The sequence below is a fragment of the Rothia sp. 11273D007AR genome (assembly GCF_053547255.1).
The window spans coordinates 1-20,541 of sequence record NZ_JBPPWJ010000023.1; the positions used below are offsets into that span (position 1 = coordinate 1).

Consider the following 20,541-nt stretch of genomic DNA (forward strand, 5'->3'; position numbering starts at 1 on the left):
ACCCGGAAGTTAAGGCTCTTTGCGCCGATGGTACTGCACTGGTGACGGTGTGGGAGAGTAGGTCACCGCCGGTTTTTGATTGGGATACAGGAAGGCTCGGGCTGTTTAGCTCGGGCCTTTTTGTTTTTGGGTCCTGGGTGTTACGTTCAGGACCTTTTTGTTTTAACAGTTTATGGCTCGGAGCATTAGCTTCCGAGCTATTTTTCTTTTAAAGCATGGGTCTGTGTGCCTGAAAACGCACCGGTAAGACCAGGCAGCCCCTACGCAAGCTACCCCAAGCCAGATAGACTAGAACCTAGCGAAAAAGAGGGCAGAGAAGCGCCCTACCCCCACCACAAACACCATAGAGGAGCTCACTTGGCTGAATACTCACGTAACCACTCAGATAAAAACCGCGGTGGCTACAAGAAGAATAACGACCGTAACTCCTCACGCTCCTACCGTAGCGACCGTTCAGATCGCAACGAGAGCGGCTACACCAGGCGCGAGGGCGACCGCTCCTTCGGTGACAAGAAGAAGCCCTTTGATAAGAATCGTGGCGGCGGAAAACGTTTCGATGACCGTAAAAATAACGGTACCGGTCGAGGTGAGCGTTCTTTCGACCGCAAGGGTAACGGCCCCCGTAAGAACTTTGACCGCGACCAGAACAAGCGTGGTGGCTATCAGGGCGACCGCAAGGACCGCAACTTTAATGGTGAAGCAAAGAACCCCAGCGGTGACTACCGTCCGTCAAAGAATGCACCCGAGATCGACACCGACGTCACCGGCAAGGAACTCGAAAACTGGACCCTGCGTGCCCTGCGCCAGCTAGAAGCCCAGAACGCAGACACCGTAGCCAAGCACCTGGTCATGGTCGGCCGTTACCTCGACATCGACCCCGACTTCGCCCTAGAACACGCTGTTGCTGCCTCAAAGCGCGCAGGCCGAATCGGCGTCGTCCGCGAGGTCGTCGGTATCGCAGCCTACGCTGCAGAGGACTTTGAACTGGCCCTGCGTGAACTGCGTACCCACCGCCGTATTTCGGGCTCCAACGAGCACCTCGCGCTGCTCGTAGACTGCGAGCGTGCCCTGGGGCGTGTCGAAAAGGCCCTGACCCTGGCTGAAGAAGCGAAGAACGAAGAGGTACCTGCGGCCGTCCGCTCTGAGGTCGCTATCGTTGTCTCCGGTATCTACAGTGACCAGGGCGAGCTGAAGAAGGCTCTGAAGGCCCTTGAGATTCCTGAGCTGAACCCCAAGCGTGGGTTCGACTACTCACCCCGCCTCTTCAATACCTATGCTGAACTGCTGGAGCAGGACGGACGTAGTAAGGAAGCAGCTCGCTGGGCCCGTCTTGCCCTGATGACTGAGGCCGCTCTAGGCCAGGGTGACTTTGTTGAACCTGAAATCTTCGATATTTTCACTGAGCAGGACCTGCTTGAACCCGAAGAACCCTCCGTTGATCTTGAAGCCGCTGAAGCCCAGGCACCGGCTGCTGAAGCTGTAGAGGCCGACGCGGAAGCAGACGCTGCTGAAGCCACCGAAACTGAGGCTGCCGATGCAGTAGTCGCCGAAGAGTCTGAAGCCAGCGAAGACGGCGCTCTTTTTGAGGTCGACGAAACCCTGACGACCACTGAAACCGTAGTGAGCGAAGACCAGGCAGAGGAAGAAGCCCTCTTCGAGCTGTCTGCTGAAGCTGCTGAGGAGGACCGCGACTAATGCTGCTGGCAGCCCACGACGCTATTCTCTCTGACCTTGACGGTGTAGTGTATGCGGGACCCTTCGCTATTGAAGGTGCCCCGGAGGCTCTGAATAGGGCACAGGACGCCGGGGTACCGGTAGCCTTCGTGACCAACAATGCCTCACGCAGCGTCCAGGCCGTTGCAGATCATCTGGTGGAACTCGGCGTCAATACTGATGCTGACCACGTGATTAGCTCAGCCCAGGCTGCTGCTGAACTGCTGAAAGCCCAGCTCCCTGCCGGGGCTAAGGTGCTGATCACCGGGGCACAGGCTCTCGCTGACTGCGTGGCTGCTGCCGGGCTAACCCCCGTCAGTAGCCAGGCTGATGAGCCGGTAGCTGTGGCTCAGGGCTTCAATCCCAAGATTGTGTGGGAAGATCTCGCTGAAGCCGCCTACACCCTGGCTGATGAGAAGGTGCTGTGGGTTGCCTCGAACACCGATTTCACTATCCCGAAGGAACGCGGTATCGCCCCCGGTAACGGCACCCTGGTTGGGGCGGTAGCAACAGCAACCGGGCGAACCCCGCAGGTGGCGGGCAAGCCCGAGTCACCTATTTTCGTCACCGCTGCCCAGAAGCTGAACTCTCAGCGTCCTGTGGTGGTGGGCGATCGCCTAGATACCGATATCCAGGGCGGCAACCGGGCTGCAATGGCGACGGCCGTGGTCATGACCGGGGTGGAGACCTACCAGAGCATTCTGGCGGCTATTCCGCTGGAGCGTCCTACCTATATTCTGGAAGACCTCGCCGGTTTCTTTGAGGACTATCCCCAGATCCAGGCGCAGGCTACAGCAACCGGTATGAGCGCCCGGGGCGCAGGCTGGTCCGCTGAGGCAACCGACACCGAACTCACCATCACCGGTGAGGGTAGCGAGATCGATAGTTGGCGTGTGGCCTGCGCAGCCTGGTGGGCTGCCCACCCCGATGCGTCCGCCCCGGTGTCTCCTAGCCAGGTGCACCGTGGCTAAGGGTGCGGACAGGAGCGCCCAGAGTCTCGAAGAAAAGGCAGTTTCGGGGCTACCGACTGAAGAAGCCGAGGCTCTCGACCCCGAGTTCGAGGCGGCGCTGACAGCTGCCCTGGCCCTGGACGCCACCGAACGCATCGAGAGGCTGGGCCAGCTGGCCTCCGCCCTCAAAGAAGAACTAGATACAAGCCGCTAGAGCCGAGTACGGAGCGGGAAGGAAGAACATGCGACTGGACCAGTACATGGTGCAGGCAAAGATTGCCCGCTCCCGCACGCTGGCGGCCAAGATGGTTGAGGGCGGGCACATCAGCGTGAACGGCCGAACCGTCACGAAGCCAGCCCAGAAGCTCAAGGAGGGCGATACCGTCCGCGTGCGACGCAGTGAGCTGACCGAGTACGTGAGCCGGGCTGGGCACAAGCTGGCTGGCGCTCTGGACGCCTTCCCCGAAATCACGGTTACCGGCAAGTTCTGCCTGGATGCGGGTGCCTCCACCGGCGGTTTCACCGATGTGTTACTCCGCCGAGGAGCCAGCCGGGTTGCCGCAGTGGATGTAGGGCACGACCAGCTGGTGGAGCAGATCCGTAACCACCCGGCCGTTGACGTGTATGAGGGCATGAACGTGCGGCACATGAGCCCCGCTGATATCGGCGGTCAGGTAGCCCTAACCGTCTCTGACTTGAGCTTTATCTCCCTCACCAAGGTGGTTGGCCCGCTGGCTGGGGCAACGGCAGCGGGCGGGGACCTGCTACTCATGGTCAAGCCCCAGTTCGAGGTTGGCCCGGCCCGCATCGGCAAGGGCGGGGTGGTAACTGACCCTGAGGTGAGAGCGGACGCGGTGGCGTCCGTCCGCGCAGCAGCGCAGGACGCCGGCCTGCTCGTGCTGGGGGAGAAGGAAAGCCCCCTGCCGGGGCAGGACGGCAACGTAGAATTCTTCCTCTGGTGCCGCAAGCCTGACGAAGCAACCCCCGCTTCATAGGGCACCCAAAGTCGAATAAATATTCGAAAAAATCCGGTGTGTTGGGCCCAGAAAAACAGCAAAACTGCCTACGGTCAGCTAGCCTAAAAGTGTGAACGAAACACCTGACACCGCCCTCACACCCCAGCAGACCAAGACGCCGGGGGAGCGCAATATCCTTGTCTTCGCCCATACCGGCCGTCTTGAAGCCCGCAACGCTGCTCGTGCTACCTGCACGCAGCTGCACCGGGCTGGCCTGGTGCCCGTGATGAACCGCGCTGACCTGGAAGCCCTGACCGAAAAGTGGGAGAACCCCGTCCCCGTGGCGGTTGCCCACGAGTCTGTGGCGCTCAAAGACATCGAGCTGGGTATGGTGCTGGGCGGTGACGGGTCGATTCTGCGCGCTGCTGAGATGATTCGTCACACCCAGATACCTCTCATCGGCGTTAACCTCGGCCACGTGGGGTTTCTTGCAGAGGCCGAAGAATTCGATCTGACCGAAACCGTTGAGCGAGTGGTCTCGGGCGACTATACGGTCGAAGAGCGCATGGCGATCGACGTGAAGGTCTGGGACGGCAGCCAGAAAATTCTTGAAACCTGGGCCCTCAACGAGGCCAGTGTTGAAAAGGGCAACCGCGAAAAAATGATCGAGGTGGTCATTGAGGTGGACCGGCGCCCGCTCTCGTCCTTTGGCTGCGACGGCGTGGTGCTGGCAACCCCGACCGGATCAACCGCCTACGCCTTTTCTGGCGGCGGCCCGGTTGTCTGGCCCAGCGTTGAGGCTATGCTGATGGTGCCCCTCTCGGCCCACGCTCTTTTTGCCCGCCCCCTGGTAACCGCACCGACCTCGATGATGGCGGTAGAGCTGATCTCCACCAACGGGGCAGAAGGTGTGCTCTGGTGCGACGGACGCCGTACCCGCGACCTGCCTCCCGGGGCCCGCGTCGAGGTGACCCGTTCGTCCAAGCCCGTCCGCCTGGCCCGTATGCACCCGGCCCCCTTCTCGGAGCGTCTGGTCAAAAAGTTCGAGCTACCCATTGCGGGCTGGCGCGGCCCCCACACCCCCGGGCCTGCGACCAGCGCCCTGACCGTCATCCGTAACGACTAACCTCGTCAAGAAAGTTTTCCCACGTGATTGAAGAAATTCACCTGCGCGATTTGGGTGTTATTACCGATGCCCGCCTGCCTCTTGAACCCGGCTTCTCGGTGCTGACCGGTGAGACGGGTGCCGGTAAAACCATGGTCGTGACGGCTCTGGGCATGCTGTTGGGCGCTCGCTCCGATGCCTCTAGCGTGCGCAACGGCGCTAAAAACGCCCTGGCTGAGGCCGTTATCCGCCTGCCTCAGGGGCATCGCGCCCTAACCCTGGCCGAGGACGCCGGTGGTTCGGTTGAGGAGCTCGACGGCGGTTCTGCTGAGCTGCTTTTGGCCCGCACCGTCAGTGCCGCCGGTCGCTCCCGTGCCCACGTGGGTGGTGTCTCTGCCCCTATCGGTACGTTGGCAGATATCGGCCATACCCTGGTTGCGGTCCACGGCCAGTCCGACCAGCTGCGCCTCAAGGATGCCGCCGAACAGCGTCACGCTTTGGACTCCTACGCCGGGAAAAAACTTGAAAAGCTTTTGGCGGCCTACACCGTCAACTACGAGCGCTACCGTCAGGCTGCCGGGGAACTTCGCGACGTCCGCGAAAATACCCGCGCTCGCGCGCTGGAAGCCCAGACCCTGCAGGGGGCTCTGGCAGAAATCGATTCGGTGCAACCTGCCGAGGGCGAAGATGAGGCTCTGCGGGCAGAAAGCCAAAAACTGGCCAACGTTGAGTCCCTGCGTCTAGCTGCGGCGACGGCGTCCGCCGCTCTGTCGGGCACCGAATACGGGGACGCGGACGAGCCCAACGTGCTGGGGCTGCTCGATGCCGCCCGCACCGCCCTGGCCTCAGAGGCAGATGCGGACGCCGACCTGGCAGCTCTCGCTGGACGGCTGAACGAGGCACTGATCCATGTGACCGACATTGCCGAAGAAATCTCGGCCTACACTTCGGGACTAGATACCGAGGGGCCAGAACGCCTTGCTGAGGTCGAGCACCGCCGGGCCCAGCTCAAGAGCCTGACCCGCAAGTACGGGGCTGATATTGCAGAGGTACTGGCCTGGGCAGAAGAATCTCGGGCCCGCCTGGAAACCCTCTCCGACGACCCGGCCCGCCAGGAGGCCCTGGAAGCCGAGCTGCGCCAGCTGCGCGAGACCCTGGGGGAGCAGGCTGCGGAGCTCACCGACCTGCGCACCAAGGCAGCCCGCAAACTGGCAGCGGCGGTCAGCGAAGAACTCTCAGCCCTGGCCATGCCGAACGCCTCGCTGGTGGTTGAGGTAGAAGAAACCGAGAAGTTCCACCGCTACGGTAAGGACGCGGTGACCTTCATGCTGGCTCCCCATGCCCAGGCCGTCCCCCGCCCTCTGGGCAAGGGCGCCTCGGGCGGTGAACTCTCCCGCGTGATGCTGGCCCTCGAAGTGGTGCTCTCAGAAGTAGACCCCGTGCCCACCTTCATCTTTGACGAGGTGGACTCCGGCGTTGGTGGCAAGGCCGCCATCGAAATTGGCCGCCGCCTGGCCATGCTCGCTAAGAACGTGCAGGTACTGGTGGTCACCCACCTGCCCCAGGTAGCTGCCTTTGCCGACCAGCACATCCTGGTGCGCAAAAACGATGACGGCTCCCTCTCTCGTGTGCAGGTTCTCACACCCGAGGAACGAGTCGTAGAGCTTGCCCGCATGCTCTCTGGCCACGACCAGTCGGCAGCAGCCCAGGAACACGCCCGGGAACTCCTGGCGGACGCCGGCCAGCTCTAAGCCCGACAAATCTGGTCCAGGCTGCAGGGCCTACCAGACCCCCACAAACGCATGCTGGGAGCGGACGCCGGGGCAGGCGTCCGCCCACCGGGCCCTGCCCCGCAGTGTTTACACGCGCGAAACAGAAACGGTGATAGGCTGGAATTCCGTGGTAGATACAAACGCATCAAACAACGGTAAAGTCACCCGCCAGATTTTCGTCACCGGCGGCGTAGCATCATCTCTCGGCAAAGGCCTCTCAGCCTCATCTCTCGGCCGGCTTCTTCGCTCCCGCGGTCTCTCAGTGACCATGCAGAAGCTCGACCCCTATCTCAACGTCGACCCCGGCACCATGAACCCCTTCCAGCACGGTGAAGTATTCGTCACCGACGACGGGGCAGAAACCGACCTCGACATCGGCCACTACGAACGCTTCCTCGACGAGAACCTCTCCCAGGCAGCAAACGTCACCACCGGCCAGGTCTACTCCCACGTCATCGCCAAGGAACGCCGCGGTGAATACCTGGGCGATACCGTACAGGTCATTCCCCATATCACCGATGAAATCAAGCGCCGTATGCGCCTGCCTGCCGAAGGCGAGAACGCCCCCGACATCATCATCACCGAAATCGGTGGCACCGTGGGCGACATCGAATCCCTGCCCTTCCTCGAAGCAGCCCGCCAGGTCCGCCGCGATGTAGGCCGCCGGAATGTCTTCTTCCTGCACGTGTCTCTGGTACCCTTCATCGGGCCGTCCGGCGAGCTGAAGACCAAGCCCACCCAGCACTCCGTTGCCGCTCTGCGTGGCCTGGGTATTATTCCCGACGGCCTGATCCTGCGCTGTGAGCGCGAAGTGCCCGAGTCACACAAGATCAAGATTGGTCATGCCTGCGACGTAGAGCCCGAGGCCGTTATCTCCTGCGCTGACGCCCCCAGCATCTACGACATCCCCAAGACCCTGCACAGCCAGAACCTGGACGCCTACATCCTGGACTACCTGGGCATCGACGCTAACCCCGTTGACTTCACCCAGTGGGATAAGCTGCTGAGCGCCGTCCACACCCCCAAGACCGAGGTCAACGTTGCTCTGGTCGGTAAGTACATCGACCTGCCCGATGCCTACCTGTCGGTCACCGAGGCCCTGCGCGCCGGCGGCTTTGCCAACGACGCTAAGGTCAACATCAAGTGGGTTGCCGCCGACCTCTGCGCTAGCCGCGAGGACGCCGCCCACCAGCTACGCGGTATGGACGCCATTCTCGTGCCCGGCGGCTTCGGCATCCGCGGCCTTGACGGCAAGATTGGCGCCCTGCGCCACGCCCGCGAAAACAAGATTCCCACCCTGGGCATCTGCCTAGGTCTGCAGTCCATGGTGCTCGAATACGCCCGCAACGTACTCGGTATCAAGGACGCCTCATCGACCGAGTTCGATCCCGAGACCGCATCCCCGCTGATCGCCACCATCGAAGAGCAGAAGGCCTTCGTGGACGGCGCAGGCGACCTGGGCGGCACCATGCGCCTGGGCCTCTACCCCGCAACCCTGGCAGCAGGTTCACTGGCTGAAAGTGTCTACGGGGCAACCGAGGTAGCAGAACGCCACCGCCACCGCTACGAGGTCAACAACGACTACCGCCAGCAGCTGGAAGAAGCCGGACTGGTGATCTCCGGTACCTCACCCGACTCGTCCCTGGTGGAGTTCGTCGAGCTGCCCGTGAGCGAGCACCCCTACTACATCGCCACCCAGGCCCACCCGGAATACCGCTCCCGCCCCACCCGCCCCCACCCCCTCTTTGCGGGGCTGATCAAGGCGGCACTTGAGGCCCGCAAGAACGGCTAGTACTGTTCTAAGGTATGCAACAGAATCTCTCGTATGAGGTGGGGGACGCCCCCCGCCTCGACGCCCCGGCGCTCGCCGCGACCCAAGATACAATCGCTGACATCGCCAACCCCCGCTACGTCACCAGCCGCACCACCAAATTTGAGGGCTACGTCTGGGACGTTATCCGCGAGGGCATAGCGCTGGAAGAAGGTGCCGAACCCTTCGAACGAGATTTTCTGTTGCATCCCGGGGCGGTTGCCGTCCTTGCTCTCAACGAGAAGAACGAGGTGCTGCTCATCAACCAGTACCGCCACCCCGTCCGCGCCAACCTCTGGGAAATCCCCGCAGGTCTACTCGACATCGACGGTGAAGACCCCGTGCACGCTGCCGCCCGTGAACTGGCAGAAGAAACTGACCTCCAAGCTGCCCGGTGGGACACCCTCATGGAGTTCTACAACTCACCCGGTGGCATGGGCGAGGCCTGCCGTATCTACCTGGCCCGCGATCTCAGCGCCATCCCCGCTGAAGACCGCGAAGAGCGGGTCCACGAAGAATCAGAAATCGTGCAGCGCTGGGTGCCCCTCGAGGAGGCCGTCCGCGCCGTGCTGGCCGGACGAATCCACAATGCCGCCTCCACCAACGCGATTCTTGCCGCCGACGCCGCAGCCCGCCGTAACTTCGAAACCCTCTACCCGGCGTCCGCCCCCTTCACCGCCCACCCCGCCCTGCGCGAGGCAAACTACCGCGGCGAAATCCGCCCCGCCGAAGGCCTCTAAGGTGGCCCCCAGCGCCCCGGCTGCACCCACCCCGCTCGACAGGGCCATCGAGGCCTACCTCAACCACCTGGCCATCGAACGAGGCCTTGCCGCCAACACCCAGGCAGCCTACCGCCGCGACCTCACCCGCTACAGCACCTACCTGGCAGGCCAGGGCGTGATAGACCCGGGTACAATCACCAAAAAACACGTGCGCGACTTCGCCGCCCACTGCTCTGCCCCGGGCAAGGATGGGGGAGCAGGCCTTGCCGCGAAATCGGTCGCCCGCATCATCAGCGGCGTACGCGGCGCCCACTCCTTCTGGTATCGCGAAGGCACCACGCCCACAGACCCCGCGGCGACCGTCCGCCCGCCCACCCCTGCCGCCCGCCTGCCCAAGGCCCTGCCCCTGGCCGACATCACCCGCCTGCTGGAAAGCCCCGACCCCGCCACCCCCGCGGGGCTGCGCGATAGGGCCCTGCTCGAATTCCTCTACTCCACGGGTGCCCGCATCAGCGAAGCCATCACGGTTGATATCGATGACCTGGTCATCGACCGGAACCCCACGGAAGAAAACCCCCAGCTGCCCGCCGTCGTGAGACTCTTCGGTAAAGGCAACAAGGAGAGAGTAGTGCCTGTTGGCTCCTACGCTGCCCGGGCTATCGACGACTACCTGGTGCGCGGACGCCCGGCGCTCGCCTCCCGCGGCAGGGGAAGCGCTGCCCTCTTTCTCAACGCGAGAGGCGGGCGTATCACCCGGCAGGGGGCCTACCTTATCCTTAAAAACCACGCTGAACGGGCGACAATTCGGGCTGAGATTTCTCCGCATACCCTGCGCCACTCCTTCGCAACCCACCTGCTTGAGGGCGGGGCCGACATTCGCGTGGTGCAGGAACTTCTGGGGCATGCTTCGGTGACAACAACCCAGGTCTATACCAAAGTCACCGCCGATACCCTGCGCGAGGTCTTTGCAGCTAGCCACCCCCGCGCCCGCTAGATATACGAGAGACAACGATGAATACTACCCCGCAGACAGACCAAGCCCGCTTAGATACCGCTACCTTTGATGTACTGGTTATCGGCGCTGGCCCGGTGGGAGAGAACCTTGCCGACTACGCCACCCAGGGCGGGCTGAACGTTGCCCTGATTGAGCACGAACTTCTGGGCGGGGAGTGCTCCTACTACGCCTGTATGCCGTCTAAGGCCCTGCTGCGGCCCTTGCAGGTAGCTCAGATTGCCCAGCACCTGCCCGGCCTCACCGGAACCACTGTGAACGCAGATGACCTGCTGAAACGGCGTGATGCCTGGGTCTCTCGCTACCGGGATGAGGGGCAGGTACGCTGGGCTGAATCGGCCGGTATCACCGTGGTGCGCGGCCACGGAGAACTGACCGGTGATAAAACCGTCACGGTAACCTCCGCTAACGGAGCCACCCGGGTTCTCAAGGCCCGCCGGGCCGTTGTGCTGGCAACGGGGTCACAGGCTCGGGTGCCTCATCTCTATACGGGGTTAGAGGCCTGGGATAACAGGGACGCTACCGGCGTAGTTGAGATACCGCGGCGACTTACCATCGTGGGTGGCGGTGTAGTTGCGGTAGAAGCTGCCACCTGGATGGCCGCCCTGGGCAGCGAAGTGACCCTGCTGGTACGCGGGCAGCACCTCTTGGGCAGGCTAGGAGCAGAGGTCGAGGGGCTCAGCGATATGATTGCTACGGCCCTGACCGATGCCGGCATCACCCTCCGCTACGGTGCCCGGGTTACGGACGCCCGCCGCGAGGCCCCCAGCGCCACAGGGCTCGGTAGGGTGCACGGTGGGGAAGTTACGCTCACCCTTGATGACGGGCAGACCCTGGTCAGTGATGAACTGCTGCTAGCGACCGGGCGCACCCCTGCCTTAGAAGCGGTAGGGCTCCACACTATTGGTCTCAGCCCGGAGGCGGCCCTGGCCGGTGAGGGGCCCGACTGGCTCCACCTGATTGGGGACGCCGCCGGGCAGGTACTACTCACACACCAGGGTAAATACCGGGCACGGGTTCTAGGGACCGCCCTCGCCGGGCAGGAAGAGTACGCCCCAGAACAAGAAGCTCCAGTACCCCAGGTAATCTTCAGCCAGCCCCAGGTAGCCCAGGTCGGACTCACCGCTCCTCAGGCCACCCAACAGGGCCATAGCGTGATTACCAGCCGGGCCGCCATGAACGAGGCCGCCGGTACTTCCTTGCTGTCTGACCTCAACCGGGGCTTTGCCGAACTGACCGTTGATGCTGACACCGGCGTCCTACTGGGTGCCGTCTTTGTGGGGGAGGAAGCTGCCGAGCTCCTGCACGCAGCTACGATTGCCGTCACCGCCCAGCTACCCGTTAAGCTGCTGCGGCACGCGGTACCTGCCTACCCAACGTCCTCAGAAATCTGGCTGCGTCTGCTTGAAAAACTCCCTAGGGAGCTGCGCTAGTACTGCCAGATAGGTAAATAGCACAAAGTCGGCTGGCTGAGGAACGAGAAGCTTCTCAGCCAGCCGACTCAGCGAGTCGCTGCTAAGGGTGGAGACTTAGCTCAGGTGGCGCTCGTCCACACCGTTGTAGGCAGAGAGCGGGCGGATCAGCGAATTCGCTGCGCGCTGCTCCAAGATGTGGGCGGTCCAGCCGGTGATGCGGGAAGCCACGAAGATGGGGGTGAAAGTGGGGGTATCAAAGCCCATCAGGTGGTAGGTGGGGCCAGCGGGGTAATCCAGGTTGGGCTTGATTCCCTTAGCCTCGTCCATTGCTTCAGCCAGCCCCTGGTAGAGACCGATAATGTCGTGGCGGCCGTAGTATTCGACCATGTCGAAGAAGGACTTCTGCATGGTGGGCACACGGGAGTCGCCGTTCTTGTAGACCCGGTGGCCGAAGCCCATAATCTTCTTCTTCTCTGCTAGGGCGGCCTCCATCCATGCCTTTGCACGGGCCTTAGCGTCCGCCTGGGACTCACCCTCAATCACACCGATTTCATCGAAGGTGTGCTGCACGGCCTCGTTGGCGCCACCGTGCAGGGGGCCCTTAAGGGCACCGATGGCGCCGGTGACGGCTGAGTGCAGGTCTGAGAGGGAGGAGGTAATGACGCGGGCAGTGAAGGTAGAGGCGTTGAAGGAGTGCTCGGCGTACATGACCATGGAGACGTTGAAGGCGGTCTTGACCTCGGGGGCCGGGACTTCGCCGAAGGCCATGTAGAGGAAGTTATCGCAGTAGTCCAGGTCTTCGCGCGGGGCAATGATGTCCTGGCCCCGGCGGCGACGCTGGTCGTAGCAGACGACAGCCGGCATGACCGCGAACAGTTCCTTGGCCTTGAGCAGTTCGGTCTCGGGGGAGAGATCCTCGCTCTTGGGGTCGGCTGCGCCCAGGAAGGAGGTCGCTGTGCGGCAGACATCCATGGGGTGGCAGTCGGTAGGCAGGGCGTCGATCACTGCCTTCAACGCTGCCGGTAGCTCACGGTGGGCTCTCTCGAAAGCGGTGAACTCTTCCAGCTCTTCGTCGGTGGGTAGCTCCCCGTTCCAGAGCAGCAGGGCTACCTTCTCAAAAGGAACAGTCGCCAGTTCCTGTACCGGGTAGCCCCGGTAGAGCAGGGAGTTGGTTTCTGCGTTGACCTTTGAGATGGCGGTATAGTCAGCAACTACACCGGCCAGACCTTTTTTGACCTCGTTGTCGCTCATGTCTGTTTCTCCTTGTGCGTTTAGGCTTCGAACTTACCGGGAACCTCGAAGTTGAAGATGCCGGTGTCGAACTGGTTGTAGGCCTCGTAATCGACCAGGTCGTAGAGGCGGGAGCGGGTGAACATCTGGTCCACGTAGGCCTCCTGGGTACCGTCACGCTCGATGGTTTCCAGGACGCGTTCCATGGCTCCCAGCGAGGAGCGCAGCAGGGTGACAGGGTAGATAATCATTGAGATACCCGCTTCAGCCAGCTGTTCCTTGGTGTAAAGCTCGCTCTTACCGAACTCGGTCATGTTGGCAAGAACCGGCACGTCTACAGCGTCGCAGACAGCCTTGAACTCGTCGAGATTCTTCATGGCCTCGGGGAAAATCGCATCGGCGCCGGCATCGACCAGAGCCTTGATACGGTTTATGGTTTCCTCAAGGGAAGAGGTACCGCGCAGGTCGGTGCGGGCCATAATCAGGAAGTTCTCGTCCCGGCGGGCCTCGGCTGCCGCCTTGATTCGCTTGGTCGCGGTTTCAAGGTCAACCATGTTCTTGTTGTCGAGGTGGCCGCAGCGCTTGGGGTTGAACTGGTCCTCGATGTGGCAGCCTGCCAGGCCGTATTCTTCGAATTCCTGGATGGTGCGGGCCACGTTCATGGGTTCACCAAAGCCGGTGTCGGCATCCACAATGGCGGGCAGATTGGTGATGCGGGCAATCTGCCCTGCGCGCTGGGCTACCTCGGAGAGGGTGGTGAGGCCGACGTCCGGAAATCCCAGCTCGTTGGCCAGCACTGCGCCCGAGATGTAGATACCGTCAAAGCCTTTTTCCTCGATTAGGCGGGCTGAGATGGGGGTGTAGGTGCCGGGGAACTGGCGAATCTGGTCGCTAGCCAGCATCTCGCGCAGGTCCTTGCGCTTTTCGGTTGCGGTTTTTGAAGCGTACAGCATTAGAAGATACCCTTCTTGCCGGTTTCAAGGTCGATGGAGGCGGTGATGTTGAGGGCGTCCAGCTCACCTGCACCCAGGTTAGCCAGGTTCTCGGCTGCCTCGATGAAGCGGTTCTGCTCTTCTTCAGAGACCTTGCCCTCGGCCAGCTTGCGGAACTTGCCGATGTAGTCCTCGCGGGCGAAAGGACGGGCACCGAGCGGGTGGGCGTCCGCCACAGCGATTTCTTCGCTGAAGGTCTCGCCGTTAGCCAGCTTGATTTCAACGCGGCCACCGAAGGCCTTTTCTGCGGGGTCGTTGGAGTGGTAGCGGCGGGTCCACTCGGCATCCTCAGCGGTGGTGACTTTGTGCCAGAGGGCTACGGTGTCTTCGCGCTGGGCACGCTCGGGGGCGTAGGAGCCGACGTGGTCCCACTCGCCGTCCTGCAGCATAACGGTGAAGATGTAGGGGATGGAGTGGTCCAGGGTCTCGCGGGTGGCGGTGGGGTCGTACTTCTGGGGGTCGTTGGCGCCAGAGCCGATGACGTAGTGGGTGTGGTGGGAGGTGTGCAGAACAATCGACTCGATGTTCTCGGGGTTGGCGAATTCGGGGTGTTCGCGGTGCAGCTTGCGGGCCAGGTCAATCCATGCCTGGGCCTGGTACTCAGCGGAGTGTTCCTTGGTGTAGGTGTCGAGGATCGCTCGCTTGGGCTCGCCAATTTCGGGCAGGGGCACTTCGTAGTGGGCGTCGGGGCCGTCCAGCATCCAGGCGATGACGCCGTCCTCACCCTCGTAGATCGGCACGGGGGAGGTCTGGCCGCGCATAGCTCGGTCAACCGCTTCAACTGCCATCTTGCCTGCAAAGGCGGGGGCGTGGGCCTTCCAGGTGGAGATTTCGCCCTTGCGGGACTGGCGGGTTGCGGTGGTGGTGTGCAGGCCCTGACCGATGGCCTGGAAGATGGTTTCGGTGTCCAGGCCCAGCAGGGTGCCAATACCGGCAGAAGCGGACGGGCCGATGTGGGCGACGTGGTCAATCTTATGCTTGTGCAGGCAGATGGCCTTGACCAGGTCGACCTGGACCTCGTAGCCGGTAGCGATACCGCGAATCAGGTCGCGGCCGGTGGAGCCCACGTGCTGGGCTACTGCCAGAATCGGGGGAATGTTATCGCCGGGGTGGGAGTATTCGGCAGCCAGGAAGGTGTCGTGGTAGTCGAGTTCACGCACTGCCACGCCGTTGGCCCAGGCTGCCCATTCGGGGGAGACCTTGGTGCTGGCGGGGACGCCGAAGATGGCTGCGCCCTTTCCATTGGGGGAGTGGGCGTGGGTAAGAGCCTGGTCGCGGGCGGAGATGATGGGGCCGCGGTTGAGAGAAGCGATAGCGACAGAGGCGTTGTCGATAATGCGGTTGATGACCATCTCTTCGACCTCGGGGAGCACCTCAACGGGGTCGGTGGCTACCTGGGCGAGCTTGTAGGCGAGCTGGTCTTCGCGGGGCAGGTTTTCTTCGGACTTATAAACTCGAACGGAGTGCAGCTTGGTCACTGATGTTTCCTTTCAGGTTGTTCCTACCGGCAGCGGCGCCGGTGAGGGGATTCTTAGGCTGTTGGTTCTGGATGGTTGAAAAGACTGTGTTGGCTCTGAGAGGCTGCGGCCTCTTCGATGGCGTAGAGCGCGTTGGCCAGGTGCAGGCGGGTAGCGGCTTCAGCAAGCTGCGGGTCGCCGGAGGCGATGCAGCGGGCAATCTGGGCATGCTCTTCAGCCGCCTGCTCTAGCCGGATGGGGTTGGCTTTAGAAAGCTTGCGGATGCGGGTGAGCTGGGTGCGCAAGGACGTCTGTGCTTGGTGCAGGTAGCGGTTGTTGGCTGCCGCGTCGATCGCGGTATCGAGCTCATCCACTAGGGAGTAGTACTCCGCCAGTGAGGCTTCTCCGCGGTGCAGGGCGAACGATGCCTCTTCAAAGGCCTGTGCCAGCTCTTTGAAGACCTTGGAATCACCCCGCCGTGCTGCAAGTGCTGCCGCAGTGCTGTCGAGCGAGGTGCGTAGCTCAAAGAGGGCGTACACATTCGCTAGAGAAATCGGTGCAACGATAACGCCGCGGCCCGGTGCCGGTTCGGCAAGACCCTCGGCGAGAAGGCGGGATATAGCTTCGCGGACGGGGGTGCGAGAGACCCCCAGGCGCTCTGACTGTTCTACCTCTGCAATCACAGAACCGGGAGCGAGCATTCCCTCCATGATGTCGCTGCGCAGGCTCTGATAGGCCAGTTCACCAGCTCTCATTCGCTCTCTCCTTTCACAGTTTTGTGATGTGTTGCACTGAAATTGGCGGTTGTGACCACTCTAAAACACCGACCCGAGTTTTGTATACAAAAGGGGAAAATTTTTCGGACTGTGCATGAAATAATGTGTCATTTTTACCAGTTTCACAAATTTTTGTATACAAAACCTTGCCAAATGTGACCCCTCGCACTAGGTTGGAGTCACTCCCTCATGACAACCCACCACCGGCGTCCGTAAAGGAGCACCCCACATGGCAACATACGCTGACACCTACACCCGCAGCATCGAAAACCAGGAAGAATTCTGGCTAGAGCAGGCACAGGCCATTAGCTGGTCAATCGAACCAACCCGCGCCCTCGATAGCGATGCTGCCCCACTGTACCGCTGGTTCCCCGACGGCACCCTCAACACCTGCTACAACGCCGTTGACCGCCACGTAGAAGCCGGCCACGGCGATCGCACCGCCATCACCTACGACTCAGCCATGCTCGGCACCCGCCAGAACATCACCTACTCAGAACTCAAAGGCGAGGTAGAGAAAATTGCTGGGGCGCTCGCGTCCGCCGGGGTCGAAAAAGGCGACCGCGTGCTCATTTATATGCCCATGATTCCCCAGGCTGCCATGGCCATGCTGGCGGTTGCCCGCCTGGGCGCCGTGCACTCGGTGGTCTTCGGCGGCTTTGCCCCCAACGAACTAGCTAGCCGTATCAACGACTGCTCGCCCACCGTCGTTCTGACCGCTTCTGGCGGTGTGGAACCCAAGCGCCGCATCGAGTACATTCCCGCCGTCGAAAAGGCTATTGAGCTATCACAGACCAAGCCTGCGACCGTGCTGGTCTTCGAACGTGAGGGCTTTGAGAATTCAGTATCTGATGCGGTGCGCCGAGCTGAAGAGAACTCCACCGGCGTGACCTGGCTCGATTGGGGGCAGGCCGTTGAGGTAGCCCAGCCATACGCGCCTGTCGAGGTGAAGGCCACCGACCCTCTCTACATTCTGTACACCTCCGGCACGACCGGCTCTCCCAAGGGTGTAGTGCGCGATAACGGTGGGCACGCCGTGGCTCTGACCTGGACCATGAAAAATATTTACAACGTGGGCCCCGGTGAAGTGATGTGGTGTGCCTCGGATGTGGGCTGGGTTGTGGGCCACTCCTACATTGTCTACGGCCCTCTGCTGGCCGGGGCAACCACCGTGCTCTATGAGGGCAAGCCCGTGGGGACCCCGGACGCCGGTGCCTTCTGGCGCGTCGTCCAAGAATCTGGTGCCAAGTCCCTCTTTACCGCTCCCACCGCCCTGCGAGCTATCCGTAAGGCTGACCCTGAGGCAGAACTGCTGGGTAACTACGATATTTCCTCGCTACAACTACTCTTTGTGGCCGGTGAGCGTCTGGATCCCGAAACCTACCACTGGGCCACTGAAAAGCTGGGCGTGCCCGTCATTGATAACTGGTGGCAGACTGAGACCGGTTGGGCCATTGCCGCTAACCCCCGCGGTCTAGAAGCCCTGCCGCTGAAGCCCGGTTCCCCCTCTGTGCCCTCACCCGGTTACAACTTGCAGGTGCTCGACCCCTTCGGTGAGCCCGTCGGCCCCGGCGAAGAGGGCAACCTTGCCATCAAGCTGCCCATGCCCCCGGGTACCCTGCCCACCCTCTGGGGCAACGACGACCGCTACATTTCCTCCTACCTCGCTGCCTTCCCCGGCTACTACACCACCGGCGACTCTGGCTACATCGACGAGGACGGCTACGTCTTCGTCATGGGGCGCACGGACGACGTCATCAACGTATCGGGCCACCGCCTCTCAACCGGTGCTATGGAACAGGTACTCGCCGGCCACCCTGCTGTCGCTGAGTGTGCTGTGATCGGTGTGGCTGACCAGCTCAAGGGCCAGCGGCCCGCCGGCTACGTGGTGCTCAAGGCCGGCGCCGACATCACCGAAGAGCAGCTGGCTGCCGAACTCATCGCCAGCGTGCGCAATGACATCGGTGCGGTAGCCGACTTCAAGGATGTCAAGATTGTGGACGGCCTGCCCAAGACCCGCTCCGGCAAGATCCTGCGCAAGACCATGCGCCAGATTGCCGACGGCGAGCAGTACACCGTGCCCTCCACTATTGAAGATATGAGCGTGCTGGACGATATCACTAAGGTGCTGCGTAGCTAATTCATAAGGGGATTCGCAGGCTCACAGCGAGCGTGAGCCTGCGAAGCCTCCTATGAATAAGCCTCTTGGTTAGCCTGGTAGGGGTTAGAGGCGCGATATGGGTAGGGCTGGTTGCCCATGTCATACTGGTAGCCATGACAACCCTTCTCGCCGCTGCGCCTGCCCTGCTCGGACTGGGACTCATGATGGGCTTTAGCCCCTCGCTCTACAGCATCACCTTTCTGGCGCTCATCAACGACCCCAGCAAAATGCATATTGTCCGCTGGATTAGTGGCGGGATTGTCATAGGGGCTACCGTCCTCGTCATGCTCTTCCGTTTCGTTGACCCAGAGAACCTAATACAGCTGGTTCACAGCGATGCGAGCAAAATCCTCGTGTGAAAGAGCATCGATGCCGTTGCTGCTCTGCTGCTTGCACTATCGGCAGTTCTACTCTGGACGCGCAGAAACCACCCCAAGAGGGCGTATAAGGTGAAAAACTCCCACCTCTCGCCTCGGAAAGCTGTGCTAGCAGGCTTCTTGAATTCGGCTATTGGTTTGAGTTCGATGGCAACGATGTATATGGTGGGTCGTCTGCTCACAACGGTGAGCCACAACGCGGTTGAATGGGTGCTGGCCTATCTCATCTTTACAGTCGGTATGGTTGGGCCCTACCTGCTACTCGAAGCAAGCTGGGATCGCTTCCCGGGCTTTGCTCACGCTGTCACAGGTGCGCTTACAAGGGTTAAGAATGCCAATCTGACCGCTCTCTATAGCCTGATGTTGCTAGTAGGGGCAGTCTTCTTTGGGGTGCTGACTGCTCGTTAGTTGGGGAAGATTTGATTCATGTTGATTCACACCCTATATTTGTATCTGTTCCTAAAACAAATACAAAAAGGATGTTCTGTGGATACCAAGTTCTCGGTCGCCGTACACACCCTGGTCATGCTCTCGGAAGCCGACGACAAACTCACCTCTGAGGCCATAGCAACCAGCGCGGGCACCAACGCCAGCTACATTCGCAAAATCATCTCCCTGCTCAAAAAAGCAGACCTGCTTGACCGCATCCCCGGTAGCTTTGACTACCAGCTCGGTAAACCGAAAACCGAAATGACCCTGCTCGATATCTACCGGGCCGTTAACCCCAACATCCACATTGATACCCACCAAAACGCCAACCCGGAATGCCCGGTAGGGGGCCACATTAACTCGGTACTCGACCCCATCGCCGCCCGCGCCGAACAGGCCATGACCGACCAGCTGGCAGGAATCACCCTGGATGCGGTCATCGAAGATATCAGGGCCAGCTACCTAGCAGCCCAGCCCGACGCTTAAATCTAACATCACCATCATCACCCACCCGAAAGAGAAATCCATGAAAGCATTTACCCTCACCTCCTACGCCGACGGCGGCGCTACCCAGTGGGCGGACGTCCCCGCCCCCGTCGCCGGGCCCGGCCAGGTGGTTATTGGCGTCCGCGCCGCAGGCCTCAACCCGCTTGATGCCATGATTGCCCGCGGTGATTTCAAGCAGCTCCTGCCCTACAAGCTCCCCCTCATCCTGGGGCAGGAAGTCGCCGGGGACGTCCTCGCCGTCGGTAGCGGCGTCACCGACTACTCGGTAGGGGATAAGGTCTTTACCCGCCTGCCCATTGACGCTATTGGTGGCTTTGCTGAGCAGGTTGCTATAGATGCTGCCCAGGTTGCGCCCATGCCTGCCAACCTGACCTACGCTGAAGCTGCTGGCCTGCCCCTGGTCCTACTCACCGCTATTCAGGCCTTCACCGAAAAGGCCCCCATCAAGCCCGGTGATAAGGTCTTCATCCAGGGCGGTACCGGCGGGTTGGGCTCTATCGCTATCCAGGTCGCCAAGCGCCTGGGCACAACCGTTGCCACCACCGTCAGCACCAAGAACGTCGAGCTGGCTAAGACCCTGGGGGCTGACGTGGTTATCGACTACCGCACCCAGAACTACGAGGAGCACATCTCGGGCTACGACATCGTGCTCGACACCCTGGGCAAGGGGGAAACCACTCGTTCCATGAAGGTGCTGGCACCCGGCGGCATCCTGGTGACCGTGGTCGGAGCCCCCGATACCGACTTCGCCGCCCAGCTCGGTAAGAAGGCCCTGACCCCGGTCATGTGGTTCCTCAGCCGAAAGGAGCGGGCTGCTGCCAAGAAGCTCGGCGTGACCTACAAGTTCCTCTTCATGCGGGCTGACGCAGGCCAGCTCAAGAGCTACACCTCCGCCATCGAATCTGGCGCTATCAAGCCCCTCATGGCCCAGACTCTGCCCTTTGACCGACTGGAAGAAGCCCTCAACCTGCTCGCCGCAGGTAAGGGCGGTCCCGGCAAAATCGTCGTTGAAACGAATTAGAGGTAATCGAATTTTGAGTGAAACCACCGAACTCTCGAGAGTTCGGTGGTTTCACTTAATGAGGCTTATTCAAAAGTAGACACGCACCCCACACCCACCAACTAGACAACGGCCCCACCCGCGGCAAAAATATGAG

At 61.5% G+C, this 20,541-nt stretch carries 19 protein-coding genes and 1 rRNA gene; 16 read left to right on the top strand and 4 right to left on the bottom strand.

Annotation, left to right across the window (positions count from 1 at the left end; all coding sequences use genetic code 11):
- The 11 genes from rrf to ACED88_RS10540 all read left to right on the top strand — a co-directional run.
- A 5S ribosomal RNA gene (gene rrf / locus ACED88_RS10490) occupies nt 1–74 on the top strand; the annotation flags it as partial.
- A gap of 283 nt (nt 75–357) precedes the next feature.
- Nucleotides 358–1,695 carry a tetratricopeptide repeat protein gene (locus ACED88_RS10495; RefSeq protein WP_449109552.1) on the top strand — a complete coding sequence of 446 codons (1,338 nt, stop codon included), beginning with the start codon at nt 358–360 and terminating at the stop codon, nt 1,693–1,695.
- Nucleotides 1,695–2,684, top strand: a complete 990-nt coding sequence (locus ACED88_RS10500) for an HAD-IIA family hydrolase (RefSeq protein ID WP_449109553.1) — start codon at nt 1,695–1,697, stop codon at nt 2,682–2,684. Before ACED88_RS10495 ends, ACED88_RS10500 begins: the two co-directional genes overlap by 1 nt.
- Nucleotides 2,677–2,877 (top strand): hypothetical protein, encoded by a 201-nt coding sequence (locus ACED88_RS10505; RefSeq protein ID WP_449109554.1) that lies wholly within the window; start codon nt 2,677–2,679, stop codon nt 2,875–2,877. The genes ACED88_RS10500 and ACED88_RS10505 overlap by 8 nt, the downstream gene beginning before the upstream one ends.
- A 28-nt stretch (nt 2,878–2,905) precedes the next feature.
- On the top strand, nt 2,906–3,658 hold the full coding sequence (locus ACED88_RS10510; protein WP_449109555.1) for a TlyA family RNA methyltransferase: 753 nt from the start codon (nt 2,906–2,908) through the stop codon (nt 3,656–3,658).
- Nucleotides 3,659–3,749: 91 nt separating this feature from the next.
- Nucleotides 3,750–4,745 carry an NAD kinase gene (locus ACED88_RS10515; protein WP_431463840.1) on the top strand — a complete coding sequence of 332 codons (996 nt, stop codon included), beginning with the start codon at nt 3,750–3,752 and terminating at the stop codon, nt 4,743–4,745.
- A 23-nt stretch (nt 4,746–4,768) separates the two neighbouring features.
- Complete coding sequence (gene recN / locus ACED88_RS10520; RefSeq protein ID WP_449109556.1) at nt 4,769–6,475, top strand: DNA repair protein RecN; 1,707 nt, start codon at nt 4,769–4,771, stop codon at nt 6,473–6,475.
- Nucleotides 6,476–6,605: 130 nt separating this feature from the next.
- A complete protein-coding gene (locus tag ACED88_RS10525) occupies nt 6,606–8,288 on the top strand; it encodes a CTP synthase (protein ID WP_449109557.1) in 1,683 nt (560 codons plus the stop codon).
- Nucleotides 8,289–8,302: 14 nt separating this feature from the next.
- On the top strand, nt 8,303–9,046 hold the full coding sequence (locus ACED88_RS10530; protein ID WP_449109558.1) for an NUDIX domain-containing protein: 744 nt from the start codon (nt 8,303–8,305) through the stop codon (nt 9,044–9,046).
- Nucleotide 9,047: 1 nt separating this feature from the next.
- The gene (locus ACED88_RS10535) at nt 9,048–10,022 is read left to right on the top strand and encodes a site-specific tyrosine recombinase XerD (RefSeq protein WP_449109559.1); all 975 of its coding nucleotides are present in this window, start codon (nt 9,048–9,050) and stop codon (nt 10,020–10,022) included.
- A gap of 17 nt (nt 10,023–10,039) precedes the next feature.
- Nucleotides 10,040–11,473: a dihydrolipoyl dehydrogenase family protein gene (locus tag ACED88_RS10540; protein ID WP_449108302.1), complete on the top strand. Its 1,434-nt coding sequence runs from the start codon at nt 10,040–10,042 to the stop codon at nt 11,471–11,473.
- Nucleotides 11,474–11,569: 96 nt separating this feature from the next.
- Here ACED88_RS10540 and ACED88_RS10545 read toward each other — a convergent pair whose 3' ends face one another.
- From ACED88_RS10545 to ACED88_RS10560, 4 genes are read right to left on the bottom strand one after another with little or no spacing between them, the layout of a single operon-like run.
- The gene (locus tag ACED88_RS10545) at nt 11,570–12,706 is read right to left on the bottom strand and encodes a bifunctional 2-methylcitrate synthase/citrate synthase (protein WP_449108303.1); all 1,137 of its coding nucleotides are present in this window, start codon (nt 12,704–12,706) and stop codon (nt 11,570–11,572) included.
- A gap of 20 nt (nt 12,707–12,726) precedes the next feature.
- Entirely contained in the window at nt 12,727–13,638 is a 912-nt protein-coding gene (prpB, locus tag ACED88_RS10550) for a methylisocitrate lyase (RefSeq protein ID WP_237207233.1), read from the bottom strand.
- Nucleotides 13,638–15,155 carry an MmgE/PrpD family protein gene (locus ACED88_RS10555; protein WP_237212194.1) on the bottom strand — a complete coding sequence of 506 codons (1,518 nt, stop codon included), beginning with the start codon at nt 15,153–15,155 and terminating at the stop codon, nt 13,638–13,640. Before ACED88_RS10555 ends, prpB begins: the two co-directional genes overlap by 1 nt.
- A gap of 53 nt (nt 15,156–15,208) precedes the next feature.
- Nucleotides 15,209–15,889: a GntR family transcriptional regulator gene (locus ACED88_RS10560; RefSeq protein ID WP_185173207.1), complete on the bottom strand. Its 681-nt coding sequence runs from the start codon at nt 15,887–15,889 to the stop codon at nt 15,209–15,211.
- A gap of 250 nt (nt 15,890–16,139) precedes the next feature.
- Here ACED88_RS10560 and ACED88_RS10565 point away from each other — a divergent pair, with 250 nt between their 5' ends.
- From ACED88_RS10565 to ACED88_RS10585, 5 genes are all read left to right on the top strand, one after another.
- Nucleotides 16,140–18,050 carry a propionyl-CoA synthetase gene (locus tag ACED88_RS10565; RefSeq protein WP_449109560.1) on the top strand — a complete coding sequence of 637 codons (1,911 nt, stop codon included), beginning with the start codon at nt 16,140–16,142 and terminating at the stop codon, nt 18,048–18,050.
- A gap of 134 nt (nt 18,051–18,184) precedes the next feature.
- Nucleotides 18,185–18,430 (top strand): hypothetical protein, encoded by a 246-nt coding sequence (locus ACED88_RS10570; protein WP_431463831.1) that lies wholly within the window; start codon nt 18,185–18,187, stop codon nt 18,428–18,430.
- 90 nt (nt 18,431–18,520) lie between these two features.
- A complete protein-coding gene (locus tag ACED88_RS10575; protein ID WP_449109561.1) occupies nt 18,521–18,856 on the top strand; it encodes a hypothetical protein in 336 nt (111 codons plus the stop codon).
- A 78-nt stretch (nt 18,857–18,934) separates the two neighbouring features.
- Entirely contained in the window at nt 18,935–19,363 is a 429-nt protein-coding gene (locus ACED88_RS10580; RefSeq protein ID WP_449109562.1) for an Rrf2 family transcriptional regulator, read from the top strand.
- A 40-nt stretch (nt 19,364–19,403) separates the two neighbouring features.
- Nucleotides 19,404–20,405: an NADP-dependent oxidoreductase gene (locus ACED88_RS10585; RefSeq protein ID WP_449109563.1), complete on the top strand. Its 1,002-nt coding sequence runs from the start codon at nt 19,404–19,406 to the stop codon at nt 20,403–20,405.
- The last annotated feature ends 136 nt before the right edge of the window (nt 20,406–20,541 follow it).

Coding starts and splice junctions, on each gene's coding strand:
- ACED88_RS10565 (WP_449109560.1), top strand. CDS start 16,140: ATGGCAACATACGCTGACACCTACACCCGCAGCATCGAAAACCAGGAA.
- ACED88_RS10500 (WP_449109553.1), top strand. CDS start 1,695: ATGCTGCTGGCAGCCCACGACGCTATTCTCTCTGACCTTGACGGTGTA.
- ACED88_RS10545 (WP_449108303.1), bottom strand. CDS start 12,706: ATGAGCGACAACGAGGTCAAAAAAGGTCTGGCCGGTGTAGTTGCTGAC.
- ACED88_RS10540 (WP_449108302.1), top strand. CDS start 10,040: ATGAATACTACCCCGCAGACAGACCAAGCCCGCTTAGATACCGCTACC.
- ACED88_RS10530 (WP_449109558.1), top strand. CDS start 8,303: ATGCAACAGAATCTCTCGTATGAGGTGGGGGACGCCCCCCGCCTCGAC.
- ACED88_RS10560 (WP_185173207.1), bottom strand. CDS start 15,889: ATGAGAGCTGGTGAACTGGCCTATCAGAGCCTGCGCAGCGACATCATG.
- ACED88_RS10585 (WP_449109563.1), top strand. CDS start 19,404: ATGAAAGCATTTACCCTCACCTCCTACGCCGACGGCGGCGCTACCCAG.
- prpB (WP_237207233.1), bottom strand. CDS start 13,638: ATGCTGTACGCTTCAAAAACCGCAACCGAAAAGCGCAAGGACCTGCGC.
- ACED88_RS10570 (WP_431463831.1), top strand. CDS start 18,185: ATGACAACCCTTCTCGCCGCTGCGCCTGCCCTGCTCGGACTGGGACTC.
- ACED88_RS10510 (WP_449109555.1), top strand. CDS start 2,906: ATGCGACTGGACCAGTACATGGTGCAGGCAAAGATTGCCCGCTCCCGC.